This is a genomic window from Symbiopectobacterium sp. RP (assembly GCF_050472005.1).
Classification (GTDB): domain Bacteria; phylum Pseudomonadota; class Gammaproteobacteria; order Enterobacterales; family Enterobacteriaceae; genus Symbiopectobacterium.
The window spans coordinates 576,481-601,011 of the sequence record NZ_JBGOGS010000001.1 but is presented as its reverse complement, the minus strand read 5'-3'; the positions used below and the strand labels follow the sequence as shown (position 1 = coordinate 601,011).

22 protein-coding genes and 17 pseudogenes are annotated in these 24,531 nt (G+C 49.1%); 23 read left to right on the top strand and 16 right to left on the bottom strand.

The features are described 5' to 3' along the window. Positions 1 to 21 precede the first annotated feature (21 nt). From ACD630_RS03855 to ACD630_RS03845, 3 pseudogenes are all read right to left on the bottom strand, one after another. Positions 22 to 141, bottom strand: a pseudogene (locus tag ACD630_RS03855) (glutathione ABC transporter permease GsiD); the annotation flags it as partial. Positions 142 to 226: 85 nt separating this feature from the next. Next, positions 227 to 439, bottom strand: a pseudogene (locus ACD630_RS03850) (transposase); the annotation flags it as partial. Positions 440 to 455: 16 nt separating this feature from the next. Next, positions 456 to 590 (bottom strand): annotated as a pseudogene (locus ACD630_RS03845) (IS256 family transposase); the annotation flags it as partial. 37 nt (positions 591 to 627) lie between these two features. Between ACD630_RS03845 and ACD630_RS03840 the strand changes: the two are divergent. Together ACD630_RS03840 and ACD630_RS03835 are read left to right on the top strand one after the other, a co-directional pair. Then, entirely contained in the window at positions 628 to 846 is a 219-nt protein-coding gene (locus ACD630_RS03840) for an IS630 transposase-related protein (RefSeq protein ID WP_430358173.1), read from the top strand. Positions 847 to 926: 80 nt separating this feature from the next. Then, entirely contained in the window at positions 927 to 1,169 is a 243-nt protein-coding gene (locus ACD630_RS03835) for a transposase (protein WP_430358172.1), read from the top strand. Between the two features lie 18 nt (positions 1,170 to 1,187). Here ACD630_RS03835 and ACD630_RS03830 read toward each other — a convergent pair. The 3 genes and pseudogenes from ACD630_RS03830 to ACD630_RS03820 all read right to left on the bottom strand — a co-directional run. Then, a pseudogene (locus ACD630_RS03830) lies at positions 1,188 to 1,724 on the bottom strand (transposase); the annotation flags it as partial. A 42-nt stretch (positions 1,725 to 1,766) separates the two neighbouring features. Beyond that, on the bottom strand, positions 1,767 to 2,018 hold the full coding sequence (locus tag ACD630_RS03825) for an IS630 transposase-related protein (RefSeq protein ID WP_430358171.1): 252 nt from the start codon (positions 2,016 to 2,018) through the stop codon (positions 1,767 to 1,769). 264 nt (positions 2,019 to 2,282) lie between these two features. Next, complete coding sequence (locus tag ACD630_RS03820) at positions 2,283 to 2,414, bottom strand: IS630 transposase-related protein (protein WP_430358170.1); 132 nt, start codon at positions 2,412 to 2,414, stop codon at positions 2,283 to 2,285. Between the two features lie 35 nt (positions 2,415 to 2,449). Between ACD630_RS03820 and ACD630_RS03815 the strand changes: the two are divergent. The 4 genes and pseudogenes from ACD630_RS03815 to mprA form a co-directional block, all read left to right on the top strand. Beyond that, a pseudogene (locus ACD630_RS03815) lies at positions 2,450 to 2,590 on the top strand (hypothetical protein); the annotation flags it as partial. 96 nt (positions 2,591 to 2,686) lie between these two features. Beyond that, positions 2,687 to 3,445, top strand: a complete 759-nt coding sequence (locus tag ACD630_RS03810) for an AzlC family ABC transporter permease (protein ID WP_291971669.1) — start codon at positions 2,687 to 2,689, stop codon at positions 3,443 to 3,445. Beyond that, a complete protein-coding gene (gene ygaH, locus ACD630_RS03805) occupies positions 3,442 to 3,786 on the top strand; it encodes an L-valine transporter subunit YgaH (RefSeq protein ID WP_430358169.1) in 345 nt (114 codons plus the stop codon). Before ACD630_RS03810 ends, ygaH begins: the two co-directional genes overlap by 4 nt. 161 nt (positions 3,787 to 3,947) lie before the next feature. Next, positions 3,948 to 4,535, top strand: a complete 588-nt coding sequence (gene mprA / locus ACD630_RS03800; protein ID WP_430358168.1) for a transcriptional repressor MprA — start codon at positions 3,948 to 3,950, stop codon at positions 4,533 to 4,535. Positions 4,536 to 4,625: 90 nt separating this feature from the next. Here mprA and ACD630_RS03795 read toward each other — a convergent pair. Next, positions 4,626 to 5,465: pseudogene (locus ACD630_RS03795) on the bottom strand (IS5 family transposase). 181 nt (positions 5,466 to 5,646) lie between these two features. On the opposite strand from ACD630_RS03795, the gene ACD630_RS03790 reads away from it, so the two are divergent. The 4 genes and pseudogenes from ACD630_RS03790 (at position 5,647) to ACD630_RS03775 (ending at position 8,308) form a co-directional block, all read left to right on the top strand. Continuing rightward, on the top strand, positions 5,647 to 6,306 hold the full coding sequence (locus ACD630_RS03790; protein ID WP_430358167.1) for an IS630 transposase-related protein: 660 nt from the start codon (positions 5,647 to 5,649) through the stop codon (positions 6,304 to 6,306). Further along, positions 6,281 to 6,364 (top strand): annotated as a pseudogene (locus ACD630_RS03785) (hypothetical protein); the annotation flags it as partial. The gene ACD630_RS03790 and the pseudogene ACD630_RS03785, both read left to right, overlap by 26 nt. Positions 6,365 to 6,486: 122 nt before the next feature. Continuing rightward, positions 6,487 to 7,208, top strand: a pseudogene (locus tag ACD630_RS03780) (IS256 family transposase); the annotation flags it as partial. A 152-nt stretch (positions 7,209 to 7,360) separates the two neighbouring features. Next, a complete protein-coding gene (locus ACD630_RS03775) occupies positions 7,361 to 8,308 on the top strand; it encodes a DMT family transporter (protein ID WP_430358166.1) in 948 nt (315 codons plus the stop codon). Between the two features lie 303 nt (positions 8,309 to 8,611). Here the strand turns inward: ACD630_RS03775 and ACD630_RS03770 are convergent, their stop codons facing one another. Further along, positions 8,612 to 8,743, bottom strand: coding sequence for an IS630 transposase-related protein (locus ACD630_RS03770; RefSeq protein WP_430358165.1), 132 nt, complete (start codon positions 8,741 to 8,743; stop codon positions 8,612 to 8,614). A gap of 39 nt (positions 8,744 to 8,782) precedes the next feature. Here ACD630_RS03770 and glpX point away from each other — a divergent pair. The 3 genes and pseudogenes from glpX to ACD630_RS03755 all read left to right on the top strand — a co-directional run. Then, a pseudogene (gene glpX / locus ACD630_RS03765) lies at positions 8,783 to 9,461 on the top strand (class II fructose-bisphosphatase); the annotation flags it as partial. A gap of 234 nt (positions 9,462 to 9,695) precedes the next feature. Then, positions 9,696 to 10,442: a ferredoxin--NADP(+) reductase gene (gene fpr / locus ACD630_RS03760; RefSeq protein WP_430359880.1), complete on the top strand. Its 747-nt coding sequence runs from the start codon at positions 9,696 to 9,698 to the stop codon at positions 10,440 to 10,442. Positions 10,443 to 10,632: 190 nt separating this feature from the next. Next, on the top strand, positions 10,633 to 10,824 hold the full coding sequence (locus tag ACD630_RS03755) for a hypothetical protein (RefSeq protein ID WP_430358164.1): 192 nt from the start codon (positions 10,633 to 10,635) through the stop codon (positions 10,822 to 10,824). Here the strand turns inward: ACD630_RS03755 and ACD630_RS03750 are convergent. Together ACD630_RS03750 and ACD630_RS03745 are read right to left on the bottom strand one after the other, a co-directional pair. Further along, positions 10,821 to 11,108 (bottom strand): annotated as a pseudogene (locus ACD630_RS03750) (transposase); the annotation flags it as partial. The gene ACD630_RS03755 and the pseudogene ACD630_RS03750 sit on opposite strands and share 4 nt — an antisense overlap. Beyond that, positions 11,095 to 11,244, bottom strand: a complete 150-nt coding sequence (locus ACD630_RS03745) for a hypothetical protein (protein WP_430358163.1) — start codon at positions 11,242 to 11,244, stop codon at positions 11,095 to 11,097. The pseudogene ACD630_RS03750 and the gene ACD630_RS03745, both read right to left, overlap by 14 nt. A gap of 11 nt (positions 11,245 to 11,255) precedes the next feature. On the opposite strand from ACD630_RS03745, the gene ACD630_RS03740 reads away from it, so the two are divergent. Beyond that, complete coding sequence (locus tag ACD630_RS03740; protein WP_430359879.1) at positions 11,256 to 11,624, top strand: transposase; 369 nt, start codon at positions 11,256 to 11,258, stop codon at positions 11,622 to 11,624. Positions 11,625 to 11,668: 44 nt separating this feature from the next. Here the strand turns inward: ACD630_RS03740 and ACD630_RS03735 are convergent. Next, positions 11,669 to 12,591 (bottom strand): annotated as a pseudogene (locus tag ACD630_RS03735) (IS5 family transposase). 192 nt (positions 12,592 to 12,783) lie between these two features. On the opposite strand from ACD630_RS03735, the pseudogene ACD630_RS03730 reads away from it, so the two are divergent. Further along, a pseudogene (locus ACD630_RS03730) lies at positions 12,784 to 13,167 on the top strand (MlaD family protein); the annotation flags it as partial. Positions 13,168 to 13,275: 108 nt separating this feature from the next. Next, a pseudogene (gene rsmF / locus ACD630_RS03725) lies at positions 13,276 to 14,724 on the top strand (16S rRNA (cytosine(1407)-C(5))-methyltransferase RsmF); the annotation flags it as partial. Between the two features lie 89 nt (positions 14,725 to 14,813). Here the strand turns inward: rsmF and ACD630_RS03720 are convergent. Beyond that, positions 14,814 to 15,254, bottom strand: a complete 441-nt coding sequence (locus tag ACD630_RS03720; protein WP_430359878.1) for a transposase — start codon at positions 15,252 to 15,254, stop codon at positions 14,814 to 14,816. A 13-nt stretch (positions 15,255 to 15,267) separates the two neighbouring features. Further along, positions 15,268 to 15,642 carry an IS630 transposase-related protein gene (locus tag ACD630_RS03715; RefSeq protein WP_430358162.1) on the bottom strand — a complete coding sequence of 125 codons (375 nt, stop codon included), beginning with the start codon at positions 15,640 to 15,642 and terminating at the stop codon, positions 15,268 to 15,270. 30 nt (positions 15,643 to 15,672) lie between these two features. On the opposite strand from ACD630_RS03715, the pseudogene ACD630_RS03710 reads away from it, so the two are divergent. The 3 genes and pseudogenes from ACD630_RS03710 to cysS all read left to right on the top strand — a co-directional run. Beyond that, positions 15,673 to 16,207 (top strand): annotated as a pseudogene (locus ACD630_RS03710) (IS5 family transposase); the annotation flags it as partial. Positions 16,208 to 16,231: 24 nt separating this feature from the next. Beyond that, positions 16,232 to 16,654, top strand: a complete 423-nt coding sequence (locus tag ACD630_RS03705; RefSeq protein WP_430358161.1) for a DoxX family protein — start codon at positions 16,232 to 16,234, stop codon at positions 16,652 to 16,654. A gap of 223 nt (positions 16,655 to 16,877) precedes the next feature. Beyond that, positions 16,878 to 18,263, top strand: a complete 1,386-nt coding sequence (cysS, locus tag ACD630_RS03700; RefSeq protein ID WP_430358160.1) for a cysteine--tRNA ligase — start codon at positions 16,878 to 16,880, stop codon at positions 18,261 to 18,263. Positions 18,264 to 18,352: 89 nt separating this feature from the next. Here cysS and ybcJ read toward each other — a convergent pair whose 3' ends face one another. Beyond that, positions 18,353 to 18,565: a ribosome-associated protein YbcJ gene (gene ybcJ, locus ACD630_RS03695; RefSeq protein WP_430358159.1), complete on the bottom strand. Its 213-nt coding sequence runs from the start codon at positions 18,563 to 18,565 to the stop codon at positions 18,353 to 18,355. Positions 18,566 to 18,650: 85 nt separating this feature from the next. Beyond that, positions 18,651 to 19,514, bottom strand: a complete 864-nt coding sequence (gene folD, locus ACD630_RS03690) for a bifunctional methylenetetrahydrofolate dehydrogenase/methenyltetrahydrofolate cyclohydrolase FolD (protein WP_430358158.1) — start codon at positions 19,512 to 19,514, stop codon at positions 18,651 to 18,653. A gap of 324 nt (positions 19,515 to 19,838) precedes the next feature. On the opposite strand from folD, the pseudogene ACD630_RS03685 reads away from it, so the two are divergent. The 3 genes and pseudogenes from ACD630_RS03685 to ACD630_RS03675 form a co-directional block, all read left to right on the top strand. Next, positions 19,839 to 20,261 (top strand): annotated as a pseudogene (locus ACD630_RS03685) (transposase); the annotation flags it as partial. Between the two features lie 32 nt (positions 20,262 to 20,293). Continuing rightward, positions 20,294 to 20,419 (top strand): hypothetical protein, encoded by a 126-nt coding sequence (locus ACD630_RS03680; protein WP_430358157.1) that lies wholly within the window; start codon positions 20,294 to 20,296, stop codon positions 20,417 to 20,419. Between the two features lie 217 nt (positions 20,420 to 20,636). Next, positions 20,637 to 21,476: pseudogene (locus tag ACD630_RS03675) on the top strand (IclR family transcriptional regulator). Positions 21,477 to 21,688: 212 nt separating this feature from the next. Here ACD630_RS03675 and tkt read toward each other — a convergent pair. Beyond that, on the bottom strand, positions 21,689 to 23,683 hold the full coding sequence (gene tkt / locus ACD630_RS03670; RefSeq protein WP_430358156.1) for a transketolase: 1,995 nt from the start codon (positions 23,681 to 23,683) through the stop codon (positions 21,689 to 21,691). A gap of 463 nt (positions 23,684 to 24,146) precedes the next feature. Between tkt and ACD630_RS03665 the strand changes: the two are divergent. Beyond that, positions 24,147 to 24,503 (top strand): annotated as a pseudogene (locus tag ACD630_RS03665) (metalloprotease); the annotation flags it as partial. Positions 24,504 to 24,531: the final 28 nt, after the last annotated feature.

Genomic DNA, 24,531 nt, shown 5'->3' with positions numbered 1-24,531 from the left:
GCCGTTTTTATTTGTGTTGAGCTACGGGCGTAATTTGGGGTCGAGCGCATCGCGCAAACCATCCTCTAGCAAATTAAACGCCAGCACGGTCAGGAAAATCGCCAAACTGGGAAACAACGCCACATGCGGTGCCATTACCATATAGCCAAGCGACATTATTTTGATAACAATTAGCTGTATTTTTTTGCCACATATCAGGGCATTGGCTGTAATCATTTTTAAGTCGGTTGACTATAACATTTGTTCTTCCCTTGGCTCCCCCGTTCTTCAGGCCAAAACACCGTTGACCTTTTGGGGAATAGCCGTGAGTCCGTGGGGTATCGTGTGGAAAACCACTTTCATCAATAAAAACAATAGGCTTACCTTCTTTTTCATACTGTTGTTTTTTTGTTGAAATGCTTGCCGGGCGCTTTCGTTGGCTTTCGGGAGTTATTAGCAAATCTGGTGTATGGCGATCAGGCTACGTTCCGCTCTGATGTTTCGTGAATCTGTTCTCCATCCTTAAATTGGACATTGCTTACAACTAGGGTCAGCAGGTCAAATCCTCTTAGTCGGTTCCAGCTTTTCTGAACAAACTGGAGCAGCTTAAATGTAGCCAACCGACTTAATTTTGATTGCATTATTTAAATGAGTTATTCAATTGATTTTAGAAGTAAAGTGATATCTACACGGGAAGAAGAAGGGTTGAGTATCCGAGAAACAGCGAAGCAATTTCGGATTGGCCCTGCCTCTGTATCGCGTTGGATTAATCAAATAGCGTCAAAAGCATCGACCACGCGTCAGCGAAAGATCGATAAATCCGAGTTGATAAAAGATGTTGAACCGGCTTTGTTGAATAATAGGTAATCATGCTGTTTTTCAATGCCAGTTTTGGTTGAAAATGCTTGTCATCTCAGGTGTACACTTTTCTCATGAGGCCTAACTGCATGATTTTACGTTGCGAGGATCCGTCGTTTCGCTGGGCTGCCAGCATAAAATCTATTTATTCAACAAAGCCCAAAAAACATAATATTCAACAAGTCATCATCGATGCAGGGTATATGGTGGAGTATTTGCCTACATATTCGCCAGATCTTAACCCAATTGAGCATAAATGGGCACAAGCAAAAAGCAAAAAAAGAGAGAGTGCTTGCGATACAGAGATTTTGTTCTCAGTCCATATAGTGTAATCAAAATTAAGTCGCTTGGCTATATATGCCATCGGCCCAGAAATAAACGTAGCGCGTATCGCTTAAATCACGCAGGCACCATTGCCTGTGCTCTTCAAGCCATTGCTGTTTCAGTCTGCTGATGGTACTGGCAGAGAGGCCATTAGCTTTTTCACTGAGAAGCGCCCTCAGGGCTTCGTGAAAATCACCGGTGGATATGCCTCGCAGGTACAGCCATGGTAGCAACTCTTCGACGCTTTTTGCACGTTTCAGATAAGGCGGCAACAACGCGCTGTTGAAGCATATTCCGTTGCCGCTGCGCTCCCTGACCTTAGGCACTTTAATTTCAACATCCCCAATACCCGTCTGTATGGTTCGCGGTGGCAAATAGCCGTTACGAACGACAACATGACGCCCGTCGTCAAGGTGGCGTTCAGCATGTTGTTGCAGCATGGCTTCGAGCTCAACCTCAACGGCGGCAGCTATCAGTTGCCTGACACCATTACGAATGAGTTCATGCAAGGGATCAGCGGCAATATCTGGTTCTGCGGAGAGCTGTAGGGTAGACTTTTTCATGGGGTATCATCTCTATGTTGTTGAAATCATACACGAAATCAATCAGCAGGATACGCCACCCTCCCCGAAACCCCGTACACCAGAAATGAGCATAACTCCTTTCAGATGACGTAGAGTTTTTTTATAGGTCAATCCCAGCTTTTTAAGAGCTTGCCAAATGGCTTTCTGACAAACGCCAAAACGCTCTGCACGTTCTTTTTGGTAAGCATCTGGATATGGTTCAACATCTTTTATCAACTCTGATTTATCGATCTTTCGCTGACGCGTGGTCGATGCTTTTGACTCTATAGCCAACCAACTTAAAAATGATTACCGCCAATGCCCTGATATGTGGCAAAAAAATACAGCTAATTGTTGGCTTTGTTGAATAAACATATTTTATGCTGCACCCCCGGTGAAACGACAGATCCTCGCAACGCAAAATCATGCAGTTAGGCCTCATAAGAAAACTGTAAACCTGAGGTGACAAGCATTTTCTACCAAAACTTGCTTGGCAAAACAGCATGACTCACTATTATTCAACAAAGTCCTAATTGTTATCAAAATAATGTCGGTTGACTATATTTGATTAATCCAACGCGATACAGAGGCAGGGCCAATCCGAAATTGCTTCGCTGTTTCTCGGATACTCAACCCTTCTTCTTCCCGTGTAGATATCACTTTACTTCTAAAATCAATTGAATAGTTCATTTAAATAATGTAATCAAAATTAAGTCGTTTATCTATACTTTATCGGCGGCGCTGCGGGCTCTTTGCTGTCTGTGGCCACCTATCAGGTCGCAGGCTGGACGGGCGTTTGCTATGCGGGTGCCGCAGTGAGCCTGCTGAGGCTGCTTATCAGGATTCCCTGCCGAAAACATGGCTGACAGGGCCGTCGATGAGGATGTGTCACATCTCTGGCACATCCGCCCTTTTATCGGTAGGGTATTGACCACCCATTCTATTAAACGACAGGTTAGCCAATGATAAGCCAACAGCAGGAGAAGCAGATTGAACACGCCTCTCCACACGCCACCTTTGCCGAAGGGGTGATCAGTAGCCTGCCGATTGTGATCGGTTATCTTCCCGTCGCCTTCGCTTTTGGCCTGAATGCGGTCAAACTCGGCTATTCACCGTGGGAAGCCGTCTTTATGTCGTGCGTGATTTACGCCGGCGCCAGCCAGTTTGTGATTACCGCCCTGCTCAGCGCCGGGATGTCCATTTGGGTGGCGGCGTTTACCGTCATGGCCATGGATGTGCGCCATGTGCTGTATGGCCCGGCGCTGCGGCACCGAATCTTGCAGCGCCTACCTACGCGCAAAACACCGCTGTGGGCGTTTGGCCTGACCGATGAAGTCTTCGCCGCCGCAACAGCGCGGCTGGCACAAAACAATCGCCGCTGGAGTGAAAACTGGATGCTGGGCGTCGCTGCAGCCTCCTGGATTTCCTGGGCCTGCGGCACAGTGATCGGCGCGTTATTCGGTAATGGGCCGTTGAAAGCGTACCCCGCCGTCGAGGCGGCACTTACCTTCATGCTGCCCGCGTTGTTCCTCAGTTTCCTGCTGGCTTCTTTTAAAAAACGGCAAAGTATGGTCGTGGTGTGCGCACTGGGTGGCGCCCTGCTTGGGTTACTGCTGTTCTCCATTCCGGCCGCGATTTTAGTCGGTATCGGCAGCGGCTGCGCCGCTGCACTGTTTCTTACACCGCCCGTCATGGCTCAACAGGGGGAAAAATCCGCATGAATAGCCAAATAGTACTGATTGGTGTGCTGATCGGCATGGTGAATTTTTTATTCCGCTACCTGCCACTCCGTCTAGGAGGCAGCCGCGCGTCTGGATCACTCAAGCGCGGCAAAGTGGGAGCGGTGCTCGACAGCATTGGCATCGCGTCTATCTGCGCCTTGCTGATCGTTTCCAGCGTCCCAGAGATCCAACAGAATACTAACAAGCTGTTGCCTACACTCATCGGTTGCCTGACGCTCACGCTCTGCTTCTACCGGACACGCAGCATTGTCATATCCACATTGTTGGGCGCGTTTTGTTACGGTATTGCTTTTAAATACCTTTCATTGGGAATTATTTAATATCATTGTGTTAGCAGCACGTTATTAGTGGTTCACGTTACCTTACACAAGGTCACTTACGTTCTGTCACAAAGTCGACGACACAATGCGACTAAATATCGTTTACCTGATTAGTAACTTTAGTTATTATACTGATCGTGATTAATGAGGTTCACATAAAAATGGATAGTTCATCTGTACACAAGCACGGGCTCACTGAAAGTGGTGCGCGTGACAAGAAACCTGAGTTCGATAAAAACAGCTCCTTCTCACCCATCGAACAAATGATCAATCTGCGTGCATCGCGTAATCCAGAGTTTCCTCAACAGGAAATCTTGTTGGTGCGTCTGTGCATGCACATGCAGAACAAGATTCTGGAGCACCGCAACAAGATTTTGCGGGAACAGGGCATCAACGAAACGTTGTTTATGGCACTGATTACGCTGGAATCTCAGGAATCACGTAGTATTCAACCATCAGAATTGAGCGCCGCACTTGGTTCTTCGCGTACCAATGCCACGCGCATTGCCGATGAGTTAGAAAAGCGCGGTTGGATTGAACGCCGTGAAAACGATAGCGATCGTCGTTGCTTACACTTGCATATGACAGATGAAGGCAAAGCGTTTCTCGATCGTCTGCTGCCACCGCAGCACCAGAGTCTGCATTTCATCTGGTCAGCATTGGAAAAAGATGAGCAGAAGCAGTTGGAAGTGCTGATGCGTAAATTGCTGGTGCGGCTGGACGAAATGGACAAGATCGATAATCCATGATCTCGTCAGACCGATAATAACAATACTGTCTTACCTTAAATACATCTTCACACGCGCTGGCGTGTTTGCCAGATGCCTAGGCTGTGTCCCTTAATTGCGTAACAAACGGTAAAACAAGCGGATGCAGCCAAGTTTCACCATTGCTAGTAATTTCTTGCCATTTTTTCATAATGTGTGGCGATCCGTCGATATTCCTTTAAACGGCAAAAACACCTTTCCACAACGTTGCGACGGCGATAAGCATCACGATCAAGTTGCGAGCGTCCATCTGAAGCCAGTTTTTCATTTGATTTTCGGGGAATAACCGTTTTTATCTCTCTTTTTTTCAACTCGTTACGTAGTGCATTCCCAGAGTAGGCTTTGTCAGCCAGTACTGCATGGCCACGACGCTTCATGCTGCCGTTCTGGCGTTGCACGCCAATTCCGTCTAGGAGTCGTAACGCAAACAGGCTTTCGTGACCCTGCCCAGCACTCAGTTCGATGTTTAGCGGGATGCCGCTTCCGTCAGTCGCCATGTGGATTTTGGTGCCATAACCACCTCGTGAGCGACCTAGGCTATTATCGTTGGTAATATCGAGATGTTTTTTTGAGCGCCAGCCGCACATTTGAGCGCACGGATATTACTGTCATCCAGCGCAGTGGCTGACCAGTCAACAAGTCCATGAGCATCAAGAAATGAAAGTAACTTATTGAAAATAATGTTAATGATTCTAGACTTTGACCATCTATTGAAACGGTTATAAACGGTTTTTCATGGGCCGTAACGTTCAGGTAAATCACGCCATGGTGCGCCTGAACACAGTATCCAGAACATGCCGTTGAAGATTTTTCGATGTTCTGCCCACGGCCGGCCCGCGGAGATGTCAAAACGGTTGGCAACAAGGGCTCAATGATTGCCCATGCTTCATCAGAAAGATCGTAGCGAGCCATAATCAAAAGTGTCGTAGAAACAGATGGATACTATACCTCAAGCAATTAAGGGACACAGCCTAGTGTTTTTGGGTCAATACCCGTTCGTATCATGACCGTTCATTAAACGGACCACGTTCCGCTGCCTCACGGCAGCCGGAGCGATATAGCTAAACGACTTAATTTTGATTACATTATTTAAATGAGCTGTTCAATTGATTTTAGACGTAAAGTGATATCTACACGGGAAGAAGAAGGGTTGAGTATCCGAGAAACAGCGAAGCAATTTCGGATTGGCCCTGCCTCTGTATCGCGTTGGATTAATCAAATAGCGTCAAAAGCATCGACCACGCGTCAGCGAAAGATCGATAAATCCGAGTTGATAAAAGATGTTGAACCATATCCAGATGCTTACCAAAAAGAACGTGCAGAGCGTTTTGGCGTTTGTCAGAAGGCCATTTGGCAAGCTCTTAAAAAGCTGGGATTGACCTATAAAAAAACTCTATGTCATCCGAAAACCGACGAAAGCGCCCGGCAAGCATTTCAAAAAAAACAACAGTATGAAAAAGAAGGTAAACCTATTGTTTTTATTGATGAAAGTGGTTTTCCACACGATACCCCACGGACTCACGGCTATTCCCAAAAAGGTCAACGGTGTTTTGGGCTGAAGAACGGGGGAGCCAAGGGAAGAACAAATGTTATCGGCGCGTTATTAGGCACAACGCTGTTTGCTATCGGATTATTTGATATCAATATTAACAGCGATGTTTTCTATTCCTGGGTCACACAAGTCCTTATCCCAGTACTCCCTAAAAACAGGGTAATCGTGATGGACAATGCAACTTTTCACAAAAAAACATAATATTCAACAAGTCATCATCGATGCAGGGTATATGGTGGAGTATTTGCCTACATATTCGCCAGATCTTAACCCCATTGAGCATAAATGGGCACAAGCAAAAAGCAAAAAAAAGAGAGAGTGGTTGCGATACAGAGATTTTGTTCTCAGTCCATATAGTGTAATCAAAATTAAGTCGCTTAGCTATACAGCCATGTCAGGCAAGATGATCGCCTTTGCCTGCTGGTCATTATCGGCGTCACTGAGCATGGACGTAAGGAGCTGGTTGCGGTCGAAGATGGTTATCGAGATTCAGAAGCAAACTGGGCCGAACTTCTTAATGGCCTGCGAGCAGTGGCCTAACCGTATCTCCCAAGCTGGCTAGGGGAGACGGTGCCCTTGGTTTTTGGAATGCAATGGCAAAGATATTCCCGGACACGCAGCACCAATGCTGTTGGGTGCACAAAACCGCTAATGTGTTGGCTTCACTCCCCAAAGCCATGCAACCGAAAGTTAAGGCTGAGCTGCGGGAGGTTTGGCTAGCAGAGAGCCGCGATGCCGCTAATGAAGCCTTTGATGTTTTGTTGGCAAGGTTTTCAGCGAAGTATCCTGCAGCGATGAAGAAGCTGGAGAAAGCTCGAGAAGAACTGCTGGCATTCTACGACTTCCCGTCAGAGCACTGGGCGTCAATAAGAACGACAAATCCGATTGAATCGGCTTTTGCGACTGTGAGGCTACGAAGCAGAGGCGCGAAGAACGGTGGTTCGAGAGAAACAACCCTGTCAATGGTATTTAAGCTGCTCCAGTCAGCTCAGAAAAGCTGGAACCGACTAAGAGGATTTGACCTGCTGACCCTGGTTGTAAGCAACGTCCAATTTAAGGATGGAGAACAGATTCACGAAGCATCAGAGCGGAACGTAGCCTGATCGCCATACACCAGATTTGCTAATAACTCTCAGCATAACCGCGCCCTTCTGATAGAGAAATATTTTCTCTAAAAGTATGAAAAAAAAGTAAATAAAACAATATTTTTCTCCAGATAAAAAGTTAAATTAATTTCTTTTACTGGGAGTATCTTATGCGCAGAGTGACGATATTGGTATTATTCCTGCTAGTTGCACTGACCTGGGGAACCACATGGCTGGCTATGCGGATAGCCGCTGAAACTATCCCTCCGGTGTTTGCAACCGGAATGAGATTTATGTTCGCGGCACCATTCTTAATGAGCATTGCATGGTTAAGAAAAACACCACTTTTATTTCCACCCGGACAACGCTTATTTCAGCTTGGAATTTGTATTTTTTATTTCGCCATTCCTTTCTCATTAATGATTTATGGTGAAACCTATGTCAGCTCCGGACTTGCCTCCATTATATTTGCGAATATGCCTGTGGCTGTTTTGATAGCTTCAGTTATATTTTTGAATGAAAAAATGAACTCAATGCAGATTATGGGGTTAACTATTGCAATAGTTGCACTGGCGGGCATTCTTCTCGAGGAAACGAAAACAAGTACAGAGAGCCACTGGCAGGGAATCATTGCGCTTGTTTCTGCTGTGAACATCCATGCCATAATATATACCCAATGCAAGAAAAGAAGCTGTGCTGTCTCTGTTATTACGTTTAATGCGCTCCCGTGCTTTCTGGCAGGATTGATACTTTCTGCGGCAGGATGGTTTTTCGAAAGACCACAGATATCGGCCTTCTCTATGCACTCAGTATTATCTACTCTGTATCTCGGAGCTTTTGCCGGAGTTTTTGGGATCTTGTGTTATTTTGCTCTTCAGCAAAAGGCTAATGCCTTCCAGGCCTCACTAGTGTTCCTTATATTCCCTCTGATTGCGGTAAGTCTGGAAAACTATATTTATGGTTATGCTATTTCAACATACTTAATGCTACTTATTATACCGTTAGCTATAGGGATATTTCTCACCCTTATCTCCAAAAACATGCCAGCAACCAGCAGGAACAGGAGGGGAACACTACAAACAAACGATCGTACCCCTGATAATGCTAAGCATTCCTGAATGACTTACCGTGTTTTAGTTCATATGAGGGTACGCCAACACAGCCGTCCCTTAAAGATTGATATTAAAGAGGAAGTTTTTTATGTTCATGTTTTTGCCATTTTTGATTGCATTGGGCGTGGTCCTAGCTTCCATAACCGGAAAGGGGCTTTGTTGAATAATAGTGAGTCATGCTGTTTTTCCAGCCAGTTTTGGTAGAAAATGCTTGTCACCTCAGGTTTACAGTTTTCTTATGAGGCCTAACTGCATGATTTTGCGTTGCGAGGATCTGTCGTTTCACCGGGGGGGCAGCATAAAATATGTTTATTCAACAAAGCCCCAACGCGATACAGAGGCAGGGCAAATCCGAAATTGCTTCGCTGTTTCTCGGATACTCAACCCTTCTTCTTCGCGTGTAGATATCACTTTACGTCTAAAATCAATTGAATAGCTCATTTAAATAATCTAATCAAAATTAAGTCGTTTAGCTATACCTTTCTGCACGCGCCCGACATGTACATGGAAAAGCTGATCGTCGGCCCACAGGCCAAAGATGCTATCAATCTGGCACTGCCACTGACGGATAATCTGCGCAATATCGCCATCAAAATTGGCAAACCGTTACAGCAGCTTACGGTGATTACACTGGCGAAACCGCGCCACGATGGGGTGATTGCCGAGATGCAACAACTGGGCGTGAAAGTGTTTGCTATTCCCGACGCTGATGTCGCGGCCTCAATTCTGACCTGTATGCCTGACAGCGAAGTCGATGTGCTGTATGGCATCAGCGGCGCGCCGGAAGGGGTGATTTCCGCTGCGGTGATTCGTGCGCTGGATGGCGATATGCAAGGTCGCCTGCTGGCCCGTCACTAGGTTAAAGGGGACAGTGAGGAAAACCGCCGTTTGGGCGAGCGCGAGCTGGAACGTTGTGCGGAAATGGGGGATCGAAGCCGGACGTGTACTCACTCTGAGCGATATGGCGCATAATGACAACGTGATCTTCTCGGCTACCGCCATCACCAAAGGCGACCTGTTGGAAGGGATTGCCCGTCGGGGTGACATCGCCACCACCGAAACCCTGCTGATTCGCGGCAAATCACGCACCATCCGGCGTATTCGTTCAACACATTATCTCGATCGCAAAGATTCCACGTTGCATGACTTCCTGCTGTAATATAGCCAACCGACATTATTTTGATAACATCCAGCTATGCTTTTTTGCCGCATATCAGGGTATCTGTTGTAATCATTTTTAAGTCGGTTGGCTATAGCATGAATGCACAACGTCTATTGTATTGATTGTTTCACTGTTGTTAAAAAATCGCGTATCGTAAAGGCCCTCTCCCCTGACGCACCGTTTTGTGAGGGGATGGCCTGAGTGGCCGAAAAACATCAGGAGCACAGCACTATGGCAGAGTGGGTAACCGGTAACGTTATTCAGGTAACAAATTGGACGGACAGCCTTTTCAGCATTCAGGTTCAGGCGCCGATTGCAGCGTTCACTGCGGGCCAGTACTCCAAACTGGGATTGGAAATTGGCGGCGAACGCATTCAACGCGCCTATTCCTACGTGAATGCCCCCAGTAATCCCACTCTTGAGTTTTATCTGGTCACGGTGCCGGACGGCAAGCTCAGCCCGCATTTGCATGCTCTGCAACCCGGAATGCCACTGGAAATCACCAAAGAGGCGGCAGGTTTCTTTGTTCTGGAAGAAATCCCTGACTGCGACACACTGTGGATGCTCGCGACCGGCACCGCTATCGGCCCTTATCTGTCGATTTTAGAGGAAGGGAAAGATCTGGATCGTTTCAAGCACATCGTATTGGTGCACGCGGCGCGTTTTGCCAATGATCTTAGCTACTTACCCAAGATGCAGCAGCTACAGCAGCGTTACGGCGATAAACTGCGGATACAAACGGTCATCAGCAGGGAAACACAGGTAGGCTCCCTGACAGGACGCGTTCCGGCGCTTATCAGCAGCGGAGCGTTGGAGAAGGCGGTCGGGTTGGCACTCAATGCGCAAACCAGCCATGTGATGCTGTGCGGTAACCCGCAAATGGTGCGCGATACCCAGCAATGCCTGAAAGAACAACGGGAAATGGCCAAGCACCTGCGTCGCCGTCCGGGGCATATTACCAGTGAGCATTATTGGTGAGAAGATTCGGTGTGGCTGGCTTACAACTATCTGCCCGTTTAGGCAACGCGGTGTTTTTTACGCGGTAATGAAAGGTTATTTTTCAGAAAAATAACTGAGCCAGTCATACACATCATCAAACAGCTGATGATGGACAATAATCGTTTTATTTTCCCGACATATCAGCCCTTCACTTTGCCAATGTGCCAGTATGGCCAACCGACTTAAAAATGATTACAGCCAATCCCCTGATATGTGGCAAAAAATACAGCTAATTGTTATCAAAATAATGTCGCTTGGCTATATTCTGGAAATGGTGACGCGAGTCACGTTGATGATCTGGCCATATTCCTCATGGGTCAGCGGCACAGTATACCAGCCTGTTTTAGGGTGTGTCCCTTAATTGCGTAACCGGTGGTAAAACAAGCGGATGCAGCCCAGTTTCACCATTGCTAGATAGTTTCTTGCCATTTTTTCATAACGTGTGGCGATCCGTCGATATTCCTTTAAACGGCCAAAACACCTCTCCACAACGTTGCGACGGTGATAAGCATCACGATCAAGTTGCGAGCGTCCATCTGAAGCCAGTTTTTCATTTGATTTTCGGGGAATAACCGTTTTTATCCCTCTTTTTTTCAACTCGTTACGTAGTGCATTCCCAGAGTAGGCTTTGTCAGCCAGTATAGCCAAGCGACATTATTTTGATAACAATTAGCTGTATTTTTTGCCACATATCAGGGGATTGGCTGTAATCATTTTTAAGTAGTTTGGCTATAAAAAACTCTACGTCATCCGAAAGCCGACGAAAGCGCCCAGCAAGCATTTCAACAAAAAATACAACAGTATGAAAAAGAAGGTAAACCTATTGTTTTTATTGATGAAAGTGGTTTTCCACACGATACCCCACGGACTCACGGCTATTCCCCAAAAGGTCAACGGTGTTTTGGCCTGAAGAACGGGGGAGCCAAGGGAAGAACAAATGTTATCGGCGCGTTATTAGGCACAACGCTGTTTGCTATCGGATTATTTGATATCAATATTAACAGCGATGTTTTCTATTCCTGGGTCACACAAGTCCTTATCCCAGTACTCCCTAAAAACAGTGTAATCGTGATGGACAATGCAACTTTTCACAAAAAACATAATATTCAACAAGTCATCATCGATGCAGGGTATATGCTGGAGTATTTGCGGCTTTGTTGAATAAATCAGAACTTGTAACGACTGCGCCCCATACGGGTCGATTGTTACGTGATGCGAATACTGTTCGGCATTCCTAATAGCGTGATCAGGTTAAGCGCTTTGACCATGGCCATGGCTTCACCCACCTGACCATCGTAGTCTCTCAGACTTAGATGACCACCCAGAAGCCTTTTGAACCGGAACATGGCCGTTTCAGCCACTGAGCGCCGGTGATAGCCCACTTTCTTTTTCCAGATATCGTTACTACCGCTAATGCGCTGATTTGCAACAGCGTGGTTACGCTCGTGGTAGCGATCTTGCCAATATTGCGCCCCCCTTCGTGGCGGGATAAGCGGCCTTATTTTCTTCCTCACCAGAGCATCATAGCAGTAAACTGTATCGTAAGCGCCGTCAGCCGATGCCTCTCTGATTTTCCGGTGGGTCTGGTTTATCAGCGCCGGTAGAGCTTGGGCATCAGTCGTACCACTGAGCGACAAATCCGCACAGATAATCTCATGCGTCACACTGTCTACTGCCAGGTGCAGCTTACGCCATACCCTGCGTCTGTCGGCACCATGCTGCCGGACTTTCCATTCGCCTTCGCCAAAGACCTTCATGCCGGTTCCATCAATGACCAGATGTGAGATTTCACCACGGGTTGGCGTTTTTATGCTGATGTTCACTGTCTTTGCTCGCTTGCTGAGCAGCGAATAGTCTGGACAATGGAGCGACAATTTAATCAGTTTAAAAATCGAGTCACCAAAGCCCTGTAAAGCCCTCAATGAAAGGCCAAACACGCGTTTCATCATCAGGACTGTAGTGATGGCCATATCTGAGTAGTGGAGCGGTCGTCCACGCCGTTCAGTAGTGTTTTTTTCCGTCCATGCAGAATGGCTGATTCATCTAGCCATACGGTTAGAGAACCGCGCTGCTTGAGGGCCTTGTTATAAGAGGGCCAGTTGGTGATTTTAAAATTTTGTTTTGCCATGGAGACCTGATTTTGAAACAACTGTGTTGATCTGCTCCGATGATTACCCAAAAGTTCTATTTATTCAACAAAGCCCCCAATTGAGCATAAATGGGCACAAGCAAAAAGCAAAAAAAGAGAGAGTGGTTGCGATACAGAGATTTTGTTCTCAGTCCATATGGTGTAATCAAAATTAAGTCGCTTGGCTATGTCGTGCTTGATGCGCCGGAAGCCGGTGCGTTGCAAGTGGGAACACCGGTGCTGTTTCGCGGCGTTGAAGTGGGAATCGTTACTGTGCTGTCTCTGGGGCCGCTGTCCAACAGGGTTATGGTGACACTGCGTATCAGCAAGCGACACCAGCATCTGGTACGCAGCAACTCGGTATTTTGGCTGGCATCCGGCTACAACCTAGAGTTTGGCTTGGGCGGCTGTTTACTGAAAACGGGCACCTTCCAACAGGTTATTCGCGGTGGTATCGCCTTCGCCACCCCGCCCGCGATTCCTTTAGCGCCGATTGCCACACCCGGTAAGCATTTTCTGTTATTGGGCCAAGAACCCAAAGAGTGGCGTGAATGGGGCACCGCCATTCCTGAATAGCCTGCGTTGATCCTGCCGTCGCGTGATGAGCGACGGCAGCCGCACACCGTGTTACACTATCAGAATATTACCCGCACTTTTCTGCTATTGTAACGAGATATTACCACCGTGGTAAAACTCCTCTCTCCTTCTTTGCCCTCCGCGTTTCTCGAGGCGATTCAAGACATCATGCCTGCGCATTTGTCTCTGGATGAATTCATTGCTGCCTGCCAGCGCCCGTTAAGACGCAGTCTGCGCGTGAATACGTTGAAGATTAGCGTGGATGACTTTTTGACACTGGTCGCGGATTGGGGCTGGCAACTAGCGCCAATCCCCTAGTGTAAAGAAGGATTTTGGGTGATCAACCCAGATGAAACGCAACTGCGATTGGGTAACACGGTTGGCCATTTGAGCGGACTGTTTTATTTGCAGGAATCCAGCTCAATGCTGCCAGTCAGCGCATTGTTTTACACGCAGGAAAGCGCGTTATTGTCACGTGAGACAACCCCATCGCCATTGGTGCTGGACGTGGCCGCTGCGCCGGGTTCGAAAACCACACAAATTGCCGCGCGTTTGTGCAACAACGGCGGGATCGTCGCTAACGAGTATTCGGCCAGCCGAGTCAAGGTGCTGCATGCCAATATCAGCCGCTGCGGCGTACACAATAGCGCGCTAACACACTTCGATGGCCGTGTGTTTGGTGCTGCCCTGCCTGAAACGTTCGACGCCATTCTGCTTGATGCTCCGTGTTCCGGCGAAGGGGTAGTACGCAAAGACCCGGATGCGATGCGCCACTGGTCACCGGAAAGTATGGCGGAACTGGCGCAGACCCAGAAGGAATTGATCGTCAGCGCGTTTCATGCGTTAAAGCCTGGCGGTGTGCTGATTTACTCAAGCTGTACGCTCAACGCACAGGAAAATCAGCAGGTGTGTCAGCATCTGCTCGATGCATTCCCTCAGGCCTGTGCCATTGACGCGTTAGATGACCTCTTTCCCGGCGCAGAAGACGCGTTGACTGAAGAGGGATATCTCCACGTGTTCCCACAAGTTTATAACAGTGAAGGTTTCTTTGTCGCGCGGTTGCGCAAAACTGCGACCATTACCCCGTTACCTGCACCGCGTTTTAACGTGGGTAAGTTTCCCTTCACGCCTTTAACCAGCAAAGACAAACACGCGGTGACACTTTCAGCCAATCAGGCGGGCCTAGTCTGGGACCTAGAGCAACAACAACTCTGGCTGCGTGACAATGAAATTTGGCTTTTTCCCACCGCACTCAGCGCACTGTTTGGTAAAATACGCTTCTCGCGCATTGGTCTCAAACTGGCGGAACCCTATGCCAAAGGTTTTCGCTGGCAACATGAGGCCATCGTTGCGCTGGTGGATGCACAGGCACCGCACGCTTACGCTCTCAGCGACACGCTTGCTTGTGAATGGTATCAGGGGTGTGACAGTTATCCTGACGAGATCCCCACCAGCGATGAGATGGTACTTACCTATCAGCACACGCCGATCGGATTAACCAAACGTATCGGCAGCCGTATAAAAAACAACCTTCCGCGCGAACTGGTGCGTGATGGTGCCTGCACGCAGCACGTTATAGCCAACCGACTTAAAAATGATTACAGCCAATGCCCTGATATGTGGCAAAAAAATACAGCTAATTGTTATCAAAATAATGTCGGTTGGCTATATATGGACTGAGAACAAAATCTCTGTATCGCAACCACTCTCTCTTTTTTTGCTTGTGCCCATTTATGCTCAATGGGGTTAAGATCTGGCGAATATGTAGGCAAATACTCCACCATGTACCCTGCATCGATGATGACTTGTTGAATATTATGTTTTTTGTGAAAAGTTGCATTGTCCATCACGATTACCCTGTTTTTAGGGAGTACTGGGATAAGGACTTGTGTGACCCAAGAATAGAAAACATCGCTGTTAATATTGATATCAAATAATCCGATAGCAAACAGCGTTGTGCCTAATAAAGCGCCGATAACATTTGTTCTTCCCTTGGCTCCCCCGTTCTTCAGGCCAAAACACTGTTGACCTTTTGGGGAATAGCCGTGAGTCCGTGGGGTATCGTCTGGAAAACCGCTTTCATCAATAAAAACAATAGGTTTACCTTCTTTTCATACTGTTGTTTTTTTGTTGAAATGCTTGCCGGGCGCTTTCGTCGGCTTTCGGATGACGTAGAGTTTTTTTATAGGTCAATCCCAGCTTTTTAAGAGCTTGCCAAATGGCCTTCTGACAAACGCCAAAACGCTCTGCACGTTCTTTTTGGTAAGCATCTGGATATTGTTCAACATCTTTTATCAACTCGGATTTATCGATCTTTCGCTGACGCGTGGTCGATGCTTTTGACGCTATTTGATTAATCCAACGCGATACAGAGGCAGGACCAATCCGAAATTGCTTCGCTGTTTCTCGGATACTCAACCCTTCTTCCTCCCCTGTAGATATCACTTTACGTCTAAAATCAATTGAATAGCTCATTTAAATAATGTAATCAAAATTAAGTCGTTTAGCTATATCCGTGCGCTCAAATGTGCGGCTGGCGCTCAAAAAAACATCTCGATATTACCAACGATAATAGCTTGGGTCGCTCACGAGGTGGTTATGGCACAAAATCCACATGGCGACTGACGGAAGCGGCATCCCGCTAAACATCGTACTGAGTGCTGGGCAGGGTCACGAAAGCCTGTTTGCGTTACGACTCCTGGACGGAATTGGCGTGCAACGCCAGAACGGCAGCATGAAGCGTCGTGGCCATGCAGTACTGGCTGACAAAGCCTACTCTGGGAATGCACTACGTAACGAGTTGAAAAAAAGAGAGATAAAAACGGTTATTCCCCGAAAATCAAATGAAAAACTGGCTTCAGATGGACGCTCGCAACTTGATAGTGATGCTTATCGCTGTCGCAACGTTGTGGAAAGGTGTTTTGGCCGTTTAAAGGAATATCGACGGATCGCCACACGTTATGAAAAAATGGCAAGAAAATATCTAGCAATGGTGAAACTGGGCTGCATCCGCTTGTTTTACCGCCGGTTACGCAATTAAGGGACACAGCCTAACAGGTGAATCATGCTGGGCTTAATCAATCGTGTACTGGATAAACCCGATGCAGGCAAACTGCTGCTGCGTCTCGCTTTTGGAATTTTGTTGATTTTTCATGGATGGCACAAAATGGTCGATGGGGTTGGTGCCATCGCGGGTATGCTGACAAATGCGGGATTACCGACGTTTATCGCGTATGGTGTCTTTGCGGGTGAAGTCGTTGCCCCCATCTTATTGATTCTCGGCATTCTGACACGTCCTTCTGCCTTAGTGGTTGCGGGTACCATGGTGGTTGCGCAACTTCTGGCTGCACCAGCGGGTTTTGTTTCGCTGGCGAAAACCGGTGCCTGGGGCGCTGAACCGACTGCGGTGTTCTTCTTCGCTGCATTGGCTATCGCGCTGCTGGGCAGCGGGAAATACTCCGTGATGAGTAATCCGAATTTGCGCTAACGCTTCTTCGGTTTGCAAGCAGTAACATGAGACCCGGCGCGCCATTGCCGGGTTTCTGTTTTTTAATCCTTATCAATTATCTTCCTATTACGTTGTCTCAGTCTTGCAATAGCTCGAAGTTCAGGTTTCAATACGCTGCTGGGCTTGCTGACCCCGCCTCAACGGCGGTGTTCCGTTTGCTGCGCATACTCCACTTCTCCCGCGAATATCATGGAATGTTTTGATGTTAAAGATTTTTAATACGCTGAGTCGCCAAAAAGAGGAATTCAACCCCATTCATGCCGGTAACGTGGGCATGTATGTATGCGGCATTACCGTGTATGACCTGTGTCATATCGGTCACGGGCGTACTTTTGTGGCTTTCGATGTGGTTGCCAGGTATTTGCGCTATTTGGGTTACTCGCTCAATTATGTGCGCAATGTAACGGACATAGACGACAAAATCATCAAACGCGCCGCAGAGAATGGAGAAAGCTGCGAACAACTGACCTCGCGCATGATCGCCGAAATGCACGCTGATTTCGATGCGTTGAACATTTTACGTCCCGATCTAGAGCCGCGTGCTACACACCATATCGCCGAAATTATTGAACTGGTGGCGCAGCTGATTGCACGCAAACATGCCTATGTGGCAGACAACGGCGATGTGATGTTTTCTGTCGACAGCGCGCCGGGTTACGGCGTGCTTTCTCGCCAGGATCTGGAACAGTTGAAAGCGGGGGCGCGTATTGAGATTGCGGAAGTGAAACGCAATCCGATGGATTTTGTGCTGTGGAAAATGTCGAAACCAGGCGAGTCGCACTGGACATCCCCGTGGGGGGAAGGTCGTCCCGGCTGGCACATCGAATGTTCTGCCATGAACTGCAAACAGCTTGGCGAGCACTTTGATATTCACGGCGGCGGTTCCGATCTGATGTTCCCGCACCATGAGAACGAAATTGCTCAGTCGACCTGCGCCCATGACGGCCCTTACGTCAACTACTGGATGCATTCCGGTATGGTGATGATCGATCGCGAGAAGATGTCTAAATCGCTCAACAATTTCTTCACCGTACGCGATGTACTGAAATATTACGACGCTGAAACCGTGCGTTACTTCCTGATGTCGGGCCATTACCGTAGCCAGTTGAATTACAGTGAAGAGAACCTGAAACAGGCGCGTGCCTCTTTAGAGCGTTTGTACACTGCGTTGCGCGGCACCGATCCGGCGGCGACGGCTCAAGGTGGCGACGCGTTTGAAACGCGCTTCCGCGCGGCGATGGACGATGATTTTAACACGCCAGAGGCTTACTCGGTGCTGTTTGACATGGCACGTGAGGTGAACCGCCTGAAAGCGGAAGATGCGCTGGCGGCAGATGCGCTGGCAGCCGCGGTGCGCCGTTTGGCGGGCATTCTGGGGCTGTTGGAGCAAGACCCGGAATCCTTCCTGCAAAGCGGTTCTCAAGCGGATGGTGATGAAGTGCAAGAGATCGAAGCCCTGATTCAGCAGCGTAATGACGCGCGTCAGGCCAAAGACTGGGCGCTGGCGGATGTAGCGCGTGCGCGCCTGACAGAAATAGGGATTGTGTTAGAAGACGGTCCGCAGGGCACGACATGGCGCCGTAAATAACGCTATTGTTAGTGGTATCGTGTTAAAAATCGCCCGCGACGGTAAACCTTCTCGGGCGATTTTTATTGGATCAGACTACTGGTTGTTGCTTAGGGCACGACATTTACCGATTGCCCGTCAAAGTTGACCCGCTGACCAGCAATGATCTTGCAGCGTTTACGCGTTTCGACCTGGCCGTCAACGCTAACGCCACCGTCAGCAATCGCGGCTTTGGCGGCAGCGCCGCCCTCACTCCAGCCAAGCAGTTTAAGCAGATCGCACAGTTCAACGTGCGGGTGTTTATCGAGATGAAAAGTTTCCATAACATCCTGCTGTAAGAAAGAAAAAGGCGCGCCTGAGAGCGCGATGTTAACGTGATGTTTATGCGTTAACTGTATACCCGTGCTGTTACGCGTTGCCGTCATGGTACTCTTCGCAGGATTGCAGCGTGTTTTGAATCAGGGTGCCAACGGTCATAGGGCCAACACCGCCGGGCACCGGCGTTATCAGCGACGCGCGCTCCTGTGCGACGGAAAACTCCACGTCGCCCACCACTTTGCCGCTGTCCAGACGATTGATGCCAACATCGATCACGATGGCACCCGGTTTAATCCACTCGCCGGGAATAAAGCTTGGCTTGCCAACGGCAACAATCAGCAAGTCGGCCTGCTCAACGTGTTGACGCAGGTTTTTGGTAAAACGGTGGGTCACCGTGGTGGTACAACCTGCCAGCAGTAGTTCCAGACTCATCGGACGGCCAACGATATTGGAGGCACCCACCACCACGGCATTCAAGCCAAGCATGTCCACGTTGTAACGTTCCAGCAGCGTGATGATGCCGCGCGGCGTGCAGGCACGCAGTAGCGGGTCGCGCTGGCACAGGCGACCGACGTTGTAAGGGTGGAAGCCGTCCACGTCTTTATCGGGTGCGATGAGCTCGATGACTTTGGTGTTATCAATGCCTTCGGGCAGCGGCAACTGAACCAAAATACCATCAATGCTGTTGTCGGCATTCAGTTCGTCGATCAGAGCCAACAGCGCGGCTTCCGAGGTGCTGGAAGGTAAGTCATAAGAGCGAGAGATAAAGCCCACTTCGTCACACACTTTACGTTTGCTCGCGACGTAGATCTGTGAGGCGGGATTATCGCCGACTAACACAACAGCCAGCCCTGGCGCACGCTTGCCTTCGGCCAAGCGCTGCTTGACGCGCGCACAAACTTCATCCTTCACTTGCTGCGCAATCGTTTTACCATCAATAATCTTTGCTGCCATCTCTCTGGAAATCCATCAAATAAAACTACGGGGGATGGCGCTATTTTGTCAGAAGCGACGCGCGCTGTCAGGCACTGTATCAATATAAATTCGTCCGCACCTGACCGCTGTTGGCCTATTCTGTCGCAATTTCAACGCGATTTCTGCCCTTGCTCTTGGCCTGATACAATGCTTTATCTGCACGAATAATCACGCTCTCCGGTGCCTGAGCAGGTGTTGTTCTCACAAAAAGCTAGACGCCAGCGCTGGCGGTAACGACTTTTTCATCCAGCGTGGTGAGTTCATGGGGGATGCGCTGGTGTCTGATAGCTTCCAGCGCCCGTTCTGCAAACGCTACGTCATCCGAAAGCCGACGAAAGCGCCCGGCAAGCATTTCAACAAAAAATACAACAGCATGAAAAAGAAGGCAAACCTATTGTTTTTATTGATGAAAGTGGTTTTCCACACGATACCCCACGGACTCACGGCTATTCCCCAAAAGGTCAACGGTGTTTTGGCCTGAAGAACGGGGGAGACAAGGGAAGAACAAATGTTATCGGCGCTTTATTAGGCACAACGCTGTTTGCTATTGGATTATTTGATATCAATATTAACAGCGATGTTTTCTATTCTTGGGTCACACAAGTCCTTATCCCAGTACTCCCTAAAAACAGGGTAATCGTGATGGACAATGCAACTTTTCACAAAAAACATAATATTCAACAAGTCATCATCGATGCAGGGTATATGGTGGAGCATTTGCCTACATATTCGCCAGCTCTTAACCCCATTGAGCATAAATGGGCACAAGCAAAAAGCAAAAAAAGAGAGAGTGGTTGCGATACAGAGATTTTGTTCTCAGTCCATATGGTGTAATCAAAATTAAGTCGCTTGGCTATAACTGCTTTCACTGGTGTGAACCCTAGCTGAGCATCACCTTGGATCTAAAAAAACGGTATCCCGATATCACTTTCTGTAGCGAATGGCTGACAGCGTGTAACAAGCGCTATCTAATGTGTTGACAGCATCCTATCCGCTCGCTATATTTTCCACATACGGAAATAATTTTTTATATATGGAATTTAAAGTCAGTATAGTGGTCAACAATAAGGTGCACAAGATGAAAAAAAGCCAGAAACCTGCGTGACGTCTCAAATCGTTGAGAAAAATGCAGCTGACAACCCAGAAGCAAATGCACCTGTTGACGCTAGCGATGCCCTTTCTCTCGTGACAAAATCCACCGCACCGGCGTTGACCAAAGGGTTTGCGATACTCAATCTGATTGCCAAGAAATCGGGACTTAACCTAACAGCGATAAAAGATCGGCTGGGACTTCCCAGCAGCAGTTGCCACCATCTGGTCACCACGCTGTGCCAACTGGGTGCATTACAGCAGCAACACGTGCAGGGGGGATATATTCTGGGGCTGAAGCTGTTTGAACTGGGTACCATCGCAGCAAATCAACGACGCATTGAAGAATTTCCCCTGCCCGCGTTGAAAGCGTTAGCACAGGAGCTTCAATTGACGTGCCATCTGGGCGTGATGGAAGGGAGCGAAGCGGTTTATCTTTTGAAGGTTGAAGGCAACAGCAGCATCCAAGTCAACACCTAGGTTGGAAAACGCCTTTCACTACACAGCTCCTCACTGGGCAAGGTGTTGCTTGCCTGGTTACCGGAACAGGCTTTAGAAAAAAAGCTTAGCCATATCAGTTGGCAAACGAAAACTGCCAGCACGCTCACCTCGCCAGAAGCCTATCGCCAGCATCTCATCAGTGTACGTCAACAGGGATGGGCGTTTGATAATGAAGAAGATATCGTCAATATTCGCTGCCTTGCCGCGCCGATAACCGACAGCAGCGGACAGATCATTGCCGCCATCAGTGCGGTTGGCACGGTGCTGGATATCGATCCGGCAAAGCTACAGTGGATTATCGATCCGCTGTGCCGCACTGCTGCCCATATCTCCCGACAACTGGGGAAGTAAAACAGGCATAAAAAAACGGAGTCGATAAGACGCTGTTAGGGTGATAACAAGCCCGCTGAAAATGGTTATTCCCAGCATCTCCGTTATCTCCGTCATTCCCGTGCACCACCGTCACTCTCGCGCAAGCGGGAATCTCTGACAGGCGAAACGCGTTAATTCTCACGAGCCCCCCGGCTTTCGCCGAAGATGACGGGGCTTCAGTTGTCTAAGACTTACTTCAGCAACGCGCTGGCTTTTGCCACCACGTTATCCACCGTAAAGCCAAACACCTCGAACAGTTTTTCTGCCGGAGCCGATTCACCGAAGCTCGTCATGCCAACAATCGCGCCGTTCAGGCCAACATATTTGTACCAGTAGTCTGCAATCCCCGCTTCGATCGCCACGCGGGCGCTCACCGCTTTCGGCAGCACCGCTTCACGGTAGGCCGCATCCTGCTTGTCAAACGCATCAGTGGACGGCATGGAAACCACGCGTACCTTGTGACCCTGCGCGCTAAGCACGTCGCTGGCGGCAACCGCCAGCTCTACCTCTGAACCGGTAGCAATCAGGATCAGGTCTGGCTGACCGTCGCTGTCTTTCAGCACGTAAGCGCCTTTCGCCACGTCCGCCAGTTGCTGTGTGGTGCGTGCCTGTTGGGCTAGGTTTTGACGCGACAGGATCAGCGCCGTCGGGCCATCCTTGCGCTCGATGGCGTATTTCCACGCCACCGCGGTTTCTACCTGATCCGCCGGACGCCAGGTGCTCATGTTTGGCGTCACGCGCAGGCTGGCCAGCTGTTCTACCGGCTGGTGCGTCGGGCCGTCTTCACCCAGACCGATGGCGTCATGGGTATAGACGTAGATACTGCGGACTTTCATCAGTGCGGCCATGCGCACCGCGTTACGGGCATATTCCACAAACATCAGGAAGGTTGCGGTATACGGCAGGAAGCCGCCGTACACCGCCAGACCGTTGGCGATGGCGGTCATGCCGAACTCGCGCACCCCGTAGTGGATGTAGTTGCCCGCCGGGTCTTTATCCAGCGAAACCGAACCGGACCAGATGGTCAGGTTACTCGGTGCCAGGTCGGCAGAGCCACCGAGGAATTCCGGCAGCAGTTTGCCGTAGGCTTCCAGCGCGTTCTGCGAGGCTTTGCGGCTGGCAATTTTTGCCGGGTTGGCTTGCAGGTCTTCAATGAATTTCTGGGCATCAGCCTGCCAGTTGACCGGCAGGTCACCGACGGTACGGCGTTTGAATTCGGCAGCCAGTTCCGGATAGGCTCTGGCATAGGCGGCAAACGTCTCGCTCCAGACGCTCTCTTTCTGTGCGCCAGCGGCTTTGGCATCCCAGGCGGCATAGATTTCAGCGGGGATTTCAAACGGCGGGTATTTCCAGCCCAATTGTTCGCGTGAAGCGGCCACTTCGGCGTCACCCAGCGGCGCACCGTGGGAATCGTGAGTACCGGCCTTGTTCGGTGAGCCGAAACCAATCACGGTTTTGCACATCAGCAGGGACGGTTTGTCCGTCACCGCGTGCGCCTGTTCGATAGCGCGGGTGATGGCATCGGCGTCATGGCCGTCTACCCCACGCACCACGTGCCAGCCGTAGGCCTCAAAACGTGCTGCGGTGTCATCGGTAAACCAGCCTTCCACGTGACCGTCAATGGAGATGCCATTGTCATCATAGAATACCATCAGCTTGCCCAGCTTCAGGGTACCGGCCAGCGAACACACCTCGTGGGAGATGCCTTCCATCATGCAGCCATCCCCCATGAAGACGTAGGTGAAGTGGTCAACGATATCGTGACCCGGACGGTTGAACTGCGCTGCCAGCGTGCGTTCCGCCAGCGCCATGCCGACCGCGTTGGCAATGCCCTGCCCGAGCGGGCCGGTGGTGGTTTCCACACCGTCGGTGTAGCCGTACTCCGGGTGACCCGGGGTTTTGGAATGCAGTTGCCGGAAGTTCTTGAGCGCTTCAATCGGCAGGTTGTAGCCGGTGAGGTGAAGCAGACTGTAGATGAGCATGGAAGCGTGACCGTTGGAGAGGACGAAACGGTCGCGGTTGGCCCAGTAGGGGTTAGCCGGGTTGTGATTAAGGTAATCGCGCCACAGGACTTCGGCGATATCTGCCATACCCATGGGTGCGCCCGGGTGACCGGATTTGGCTTTTTGCACGCCATCCATGCTGAGTGCGCGGATGGCGTTGGCAAGTTCTTTACGAGAGGACATGCTTTACTCCAGATCGAATTGAACAGATGTCTTGCAAAACATACGTTTAACAATCAATACGTTAGCCAAGAAGACCAAAGAGAGATGGCTATAAATGTACATGAAAATGCGGGCGATTGCACATGGAACCATTGGCGAAATAAGAGGATTTCATGGCCATTTTGCGCCAAACAGGATTTTAACTATCATACATGCAACAAAGCCTACTGAAAGTGCGAGTGAATTCGCCGTTTTCCGATATTAAGACCATTCGCTTTCCTCTATGTTGAAACCGAGTTTGATCATATAGCCAACCGACTTAAAAATGATTACAGCCAATGCCCTGATATGTGGCAAAAAATACAGCTAATTGTTATCAAAATAATGTCGCTTGGCTATAGTGGTCAATAAAAAAGAACATCTTTTCTGCCTTTTCGTAAGCAGAACCTGCATGTGTCTGAAAACCAGTGAGGAAAAAAAGGGTATGAGGATCAGAACACCGCTGTTAGCTCTGACTATCACCAGCCTGCTGAGCTGCTGCCAAAACCTGGATAACAATACGCTGATGCAATCTGGGGTGCAGGCGTTTCAGGCAGCAACACTGAGTGACGCGCAAGTCAAAACGCTCAGCGAACAGTCTTGTGCACAAATGGATAAAGAGGCCAACATCGCTCCTGCCGACAGCAACTATACAAAACGACTGAACAACATCGCAGATGCCCTTGGGCACGATATCAATGGCACTCCCGCCAACTATTATAAGGTGTACCAGACTAAAGACGTGAACGCCTGGGCAATGGCCAATGGCTGTATTCGCGTCTACAGCGGGCTAATGGATATAGCTAAACGACTTAATTTTGATTACATTA

Coding starts and splice junctions, on each gene's coding strand:
- ACD630_RS03840 (WP_430358173.1), top strand. CDS start 628: ATGAGTTATTCAATTGATTTTAGAAGTAAAGTGATATCTACACGGGAA.
- ACD630_RS03835 (WP_430358172.1), top strand. CDS start 927: ATGATTTTACGTTGCGAGGATCCGTCGTTTCGCTGGGCTGCCAGCATA.
- ACD630_RS03820 (WP_430358170.1), bottom strand. CDS start 2,414: ATGAACTATTCAATTGATTTTAGAAGTAAAGTGATATCTACACGGGAA.
- ACD630_RS03810 (WP_291971669.1), top strand. CDS start 2,687: ATGATAAGCCAACAGCAGGAGAAGCAGATTGAACACGCCTCTCCACAC.
- ygaH (WP_430358169.1), top strand. CDS start 3,442: ATGAATAGCCAAATAGTACTGATTGGTGTGCTGATCGGCATGGTGAAT.
- mprA (WP_430358168.1), top strand. CDS start 3,948: ATGGATAGTTCATCTGTACACAAGCACGGGCTCACTGAAAGTGGTGCG.
- ACD630_RS03790 (WP_430358167.1), top strand. CDS start 5,647: ATGAGCTGTTCAATTGATTTTAGACGTAAAGTGATATCTACACGGGAA.
- ACD630_RS03775 (WP_430358166.1), top strand. CDS start 7,361: ATGCGCAGAGTGACGATATTGGTATTATTCCTGCTAGTTGCACTGACC.
- ACD630_RS03770 (WP_430358165.1), bottom strand. CDS start 8,743: ATGAGCTATTCAATTGATTTTAGACGTAAAGTGATATCTACACGCGAA.
- fpr (WP_430359880.1), top strand. CDS start 9,696: ATGGCAGAGTGGGTAACCGGTAACGTTATTCAGGTAACAAATTGGACG.
- ACD630_RS03755 (WP_430358164.1), top strand. CDS start 10,633: ATGGCCAACCGACTTAAAAATGATTACAGCCAATCCCCTGATATGTGG.
- ACD630_RS03745 (WP_430358163.1), bottom strand. CDS start 11,244: ATGCTTGCTGGGCGCTTTCGTCGGCTTTCGGATGACGTAGAGTTTTTT.
- ACD630_RS03715 (WP_430358162.1), bottom strand. CDS start 15,642: ATGAGCTATTCAATTGATTTTAGACGTAAAGTGATATCTACAGGGGAG.
- ACD630_RS03705 (WP_430358161.1), top strand. CDS start 16,232: ATGCTGGGCTTAATCAATCGTGTACTGGATAAACCCGATGCAGGCAAA.
- cysS (WP_430358160.1), top strand. CDS start 16,878: ATGTTAAAGATTTTTAATACGCTGAGTCGCCAAAAAGAGGAATTCAAC.
- ybcJ (WP_430358159.1), bottom strand. CDS start 18,565: ATGGAAACTTTTCATCTCGATAAACACCCGCACGTTGAACTGTGCGAT.
- folD (WP_430358158.1), bottom strand. CDS start 19,514: ATGGCAGCAAAGATTATTGATGGTAAAACGATTGCGCAGCAAGTGAAG.
- ACD630_RS03680 (WP_430358157.1), top strand. CDS start 20,294: ATGGGCACAAGCAAAAAGCAAAAAAAGAGAGAGTGGTTGCGATACAGA.
- tkt (WP_430358156.1), bottom strand. CDS start 23,683: ATGTCCTCTCGTAAAGAACTTGCCAACGCCATCCGCGCACTCAGCATG.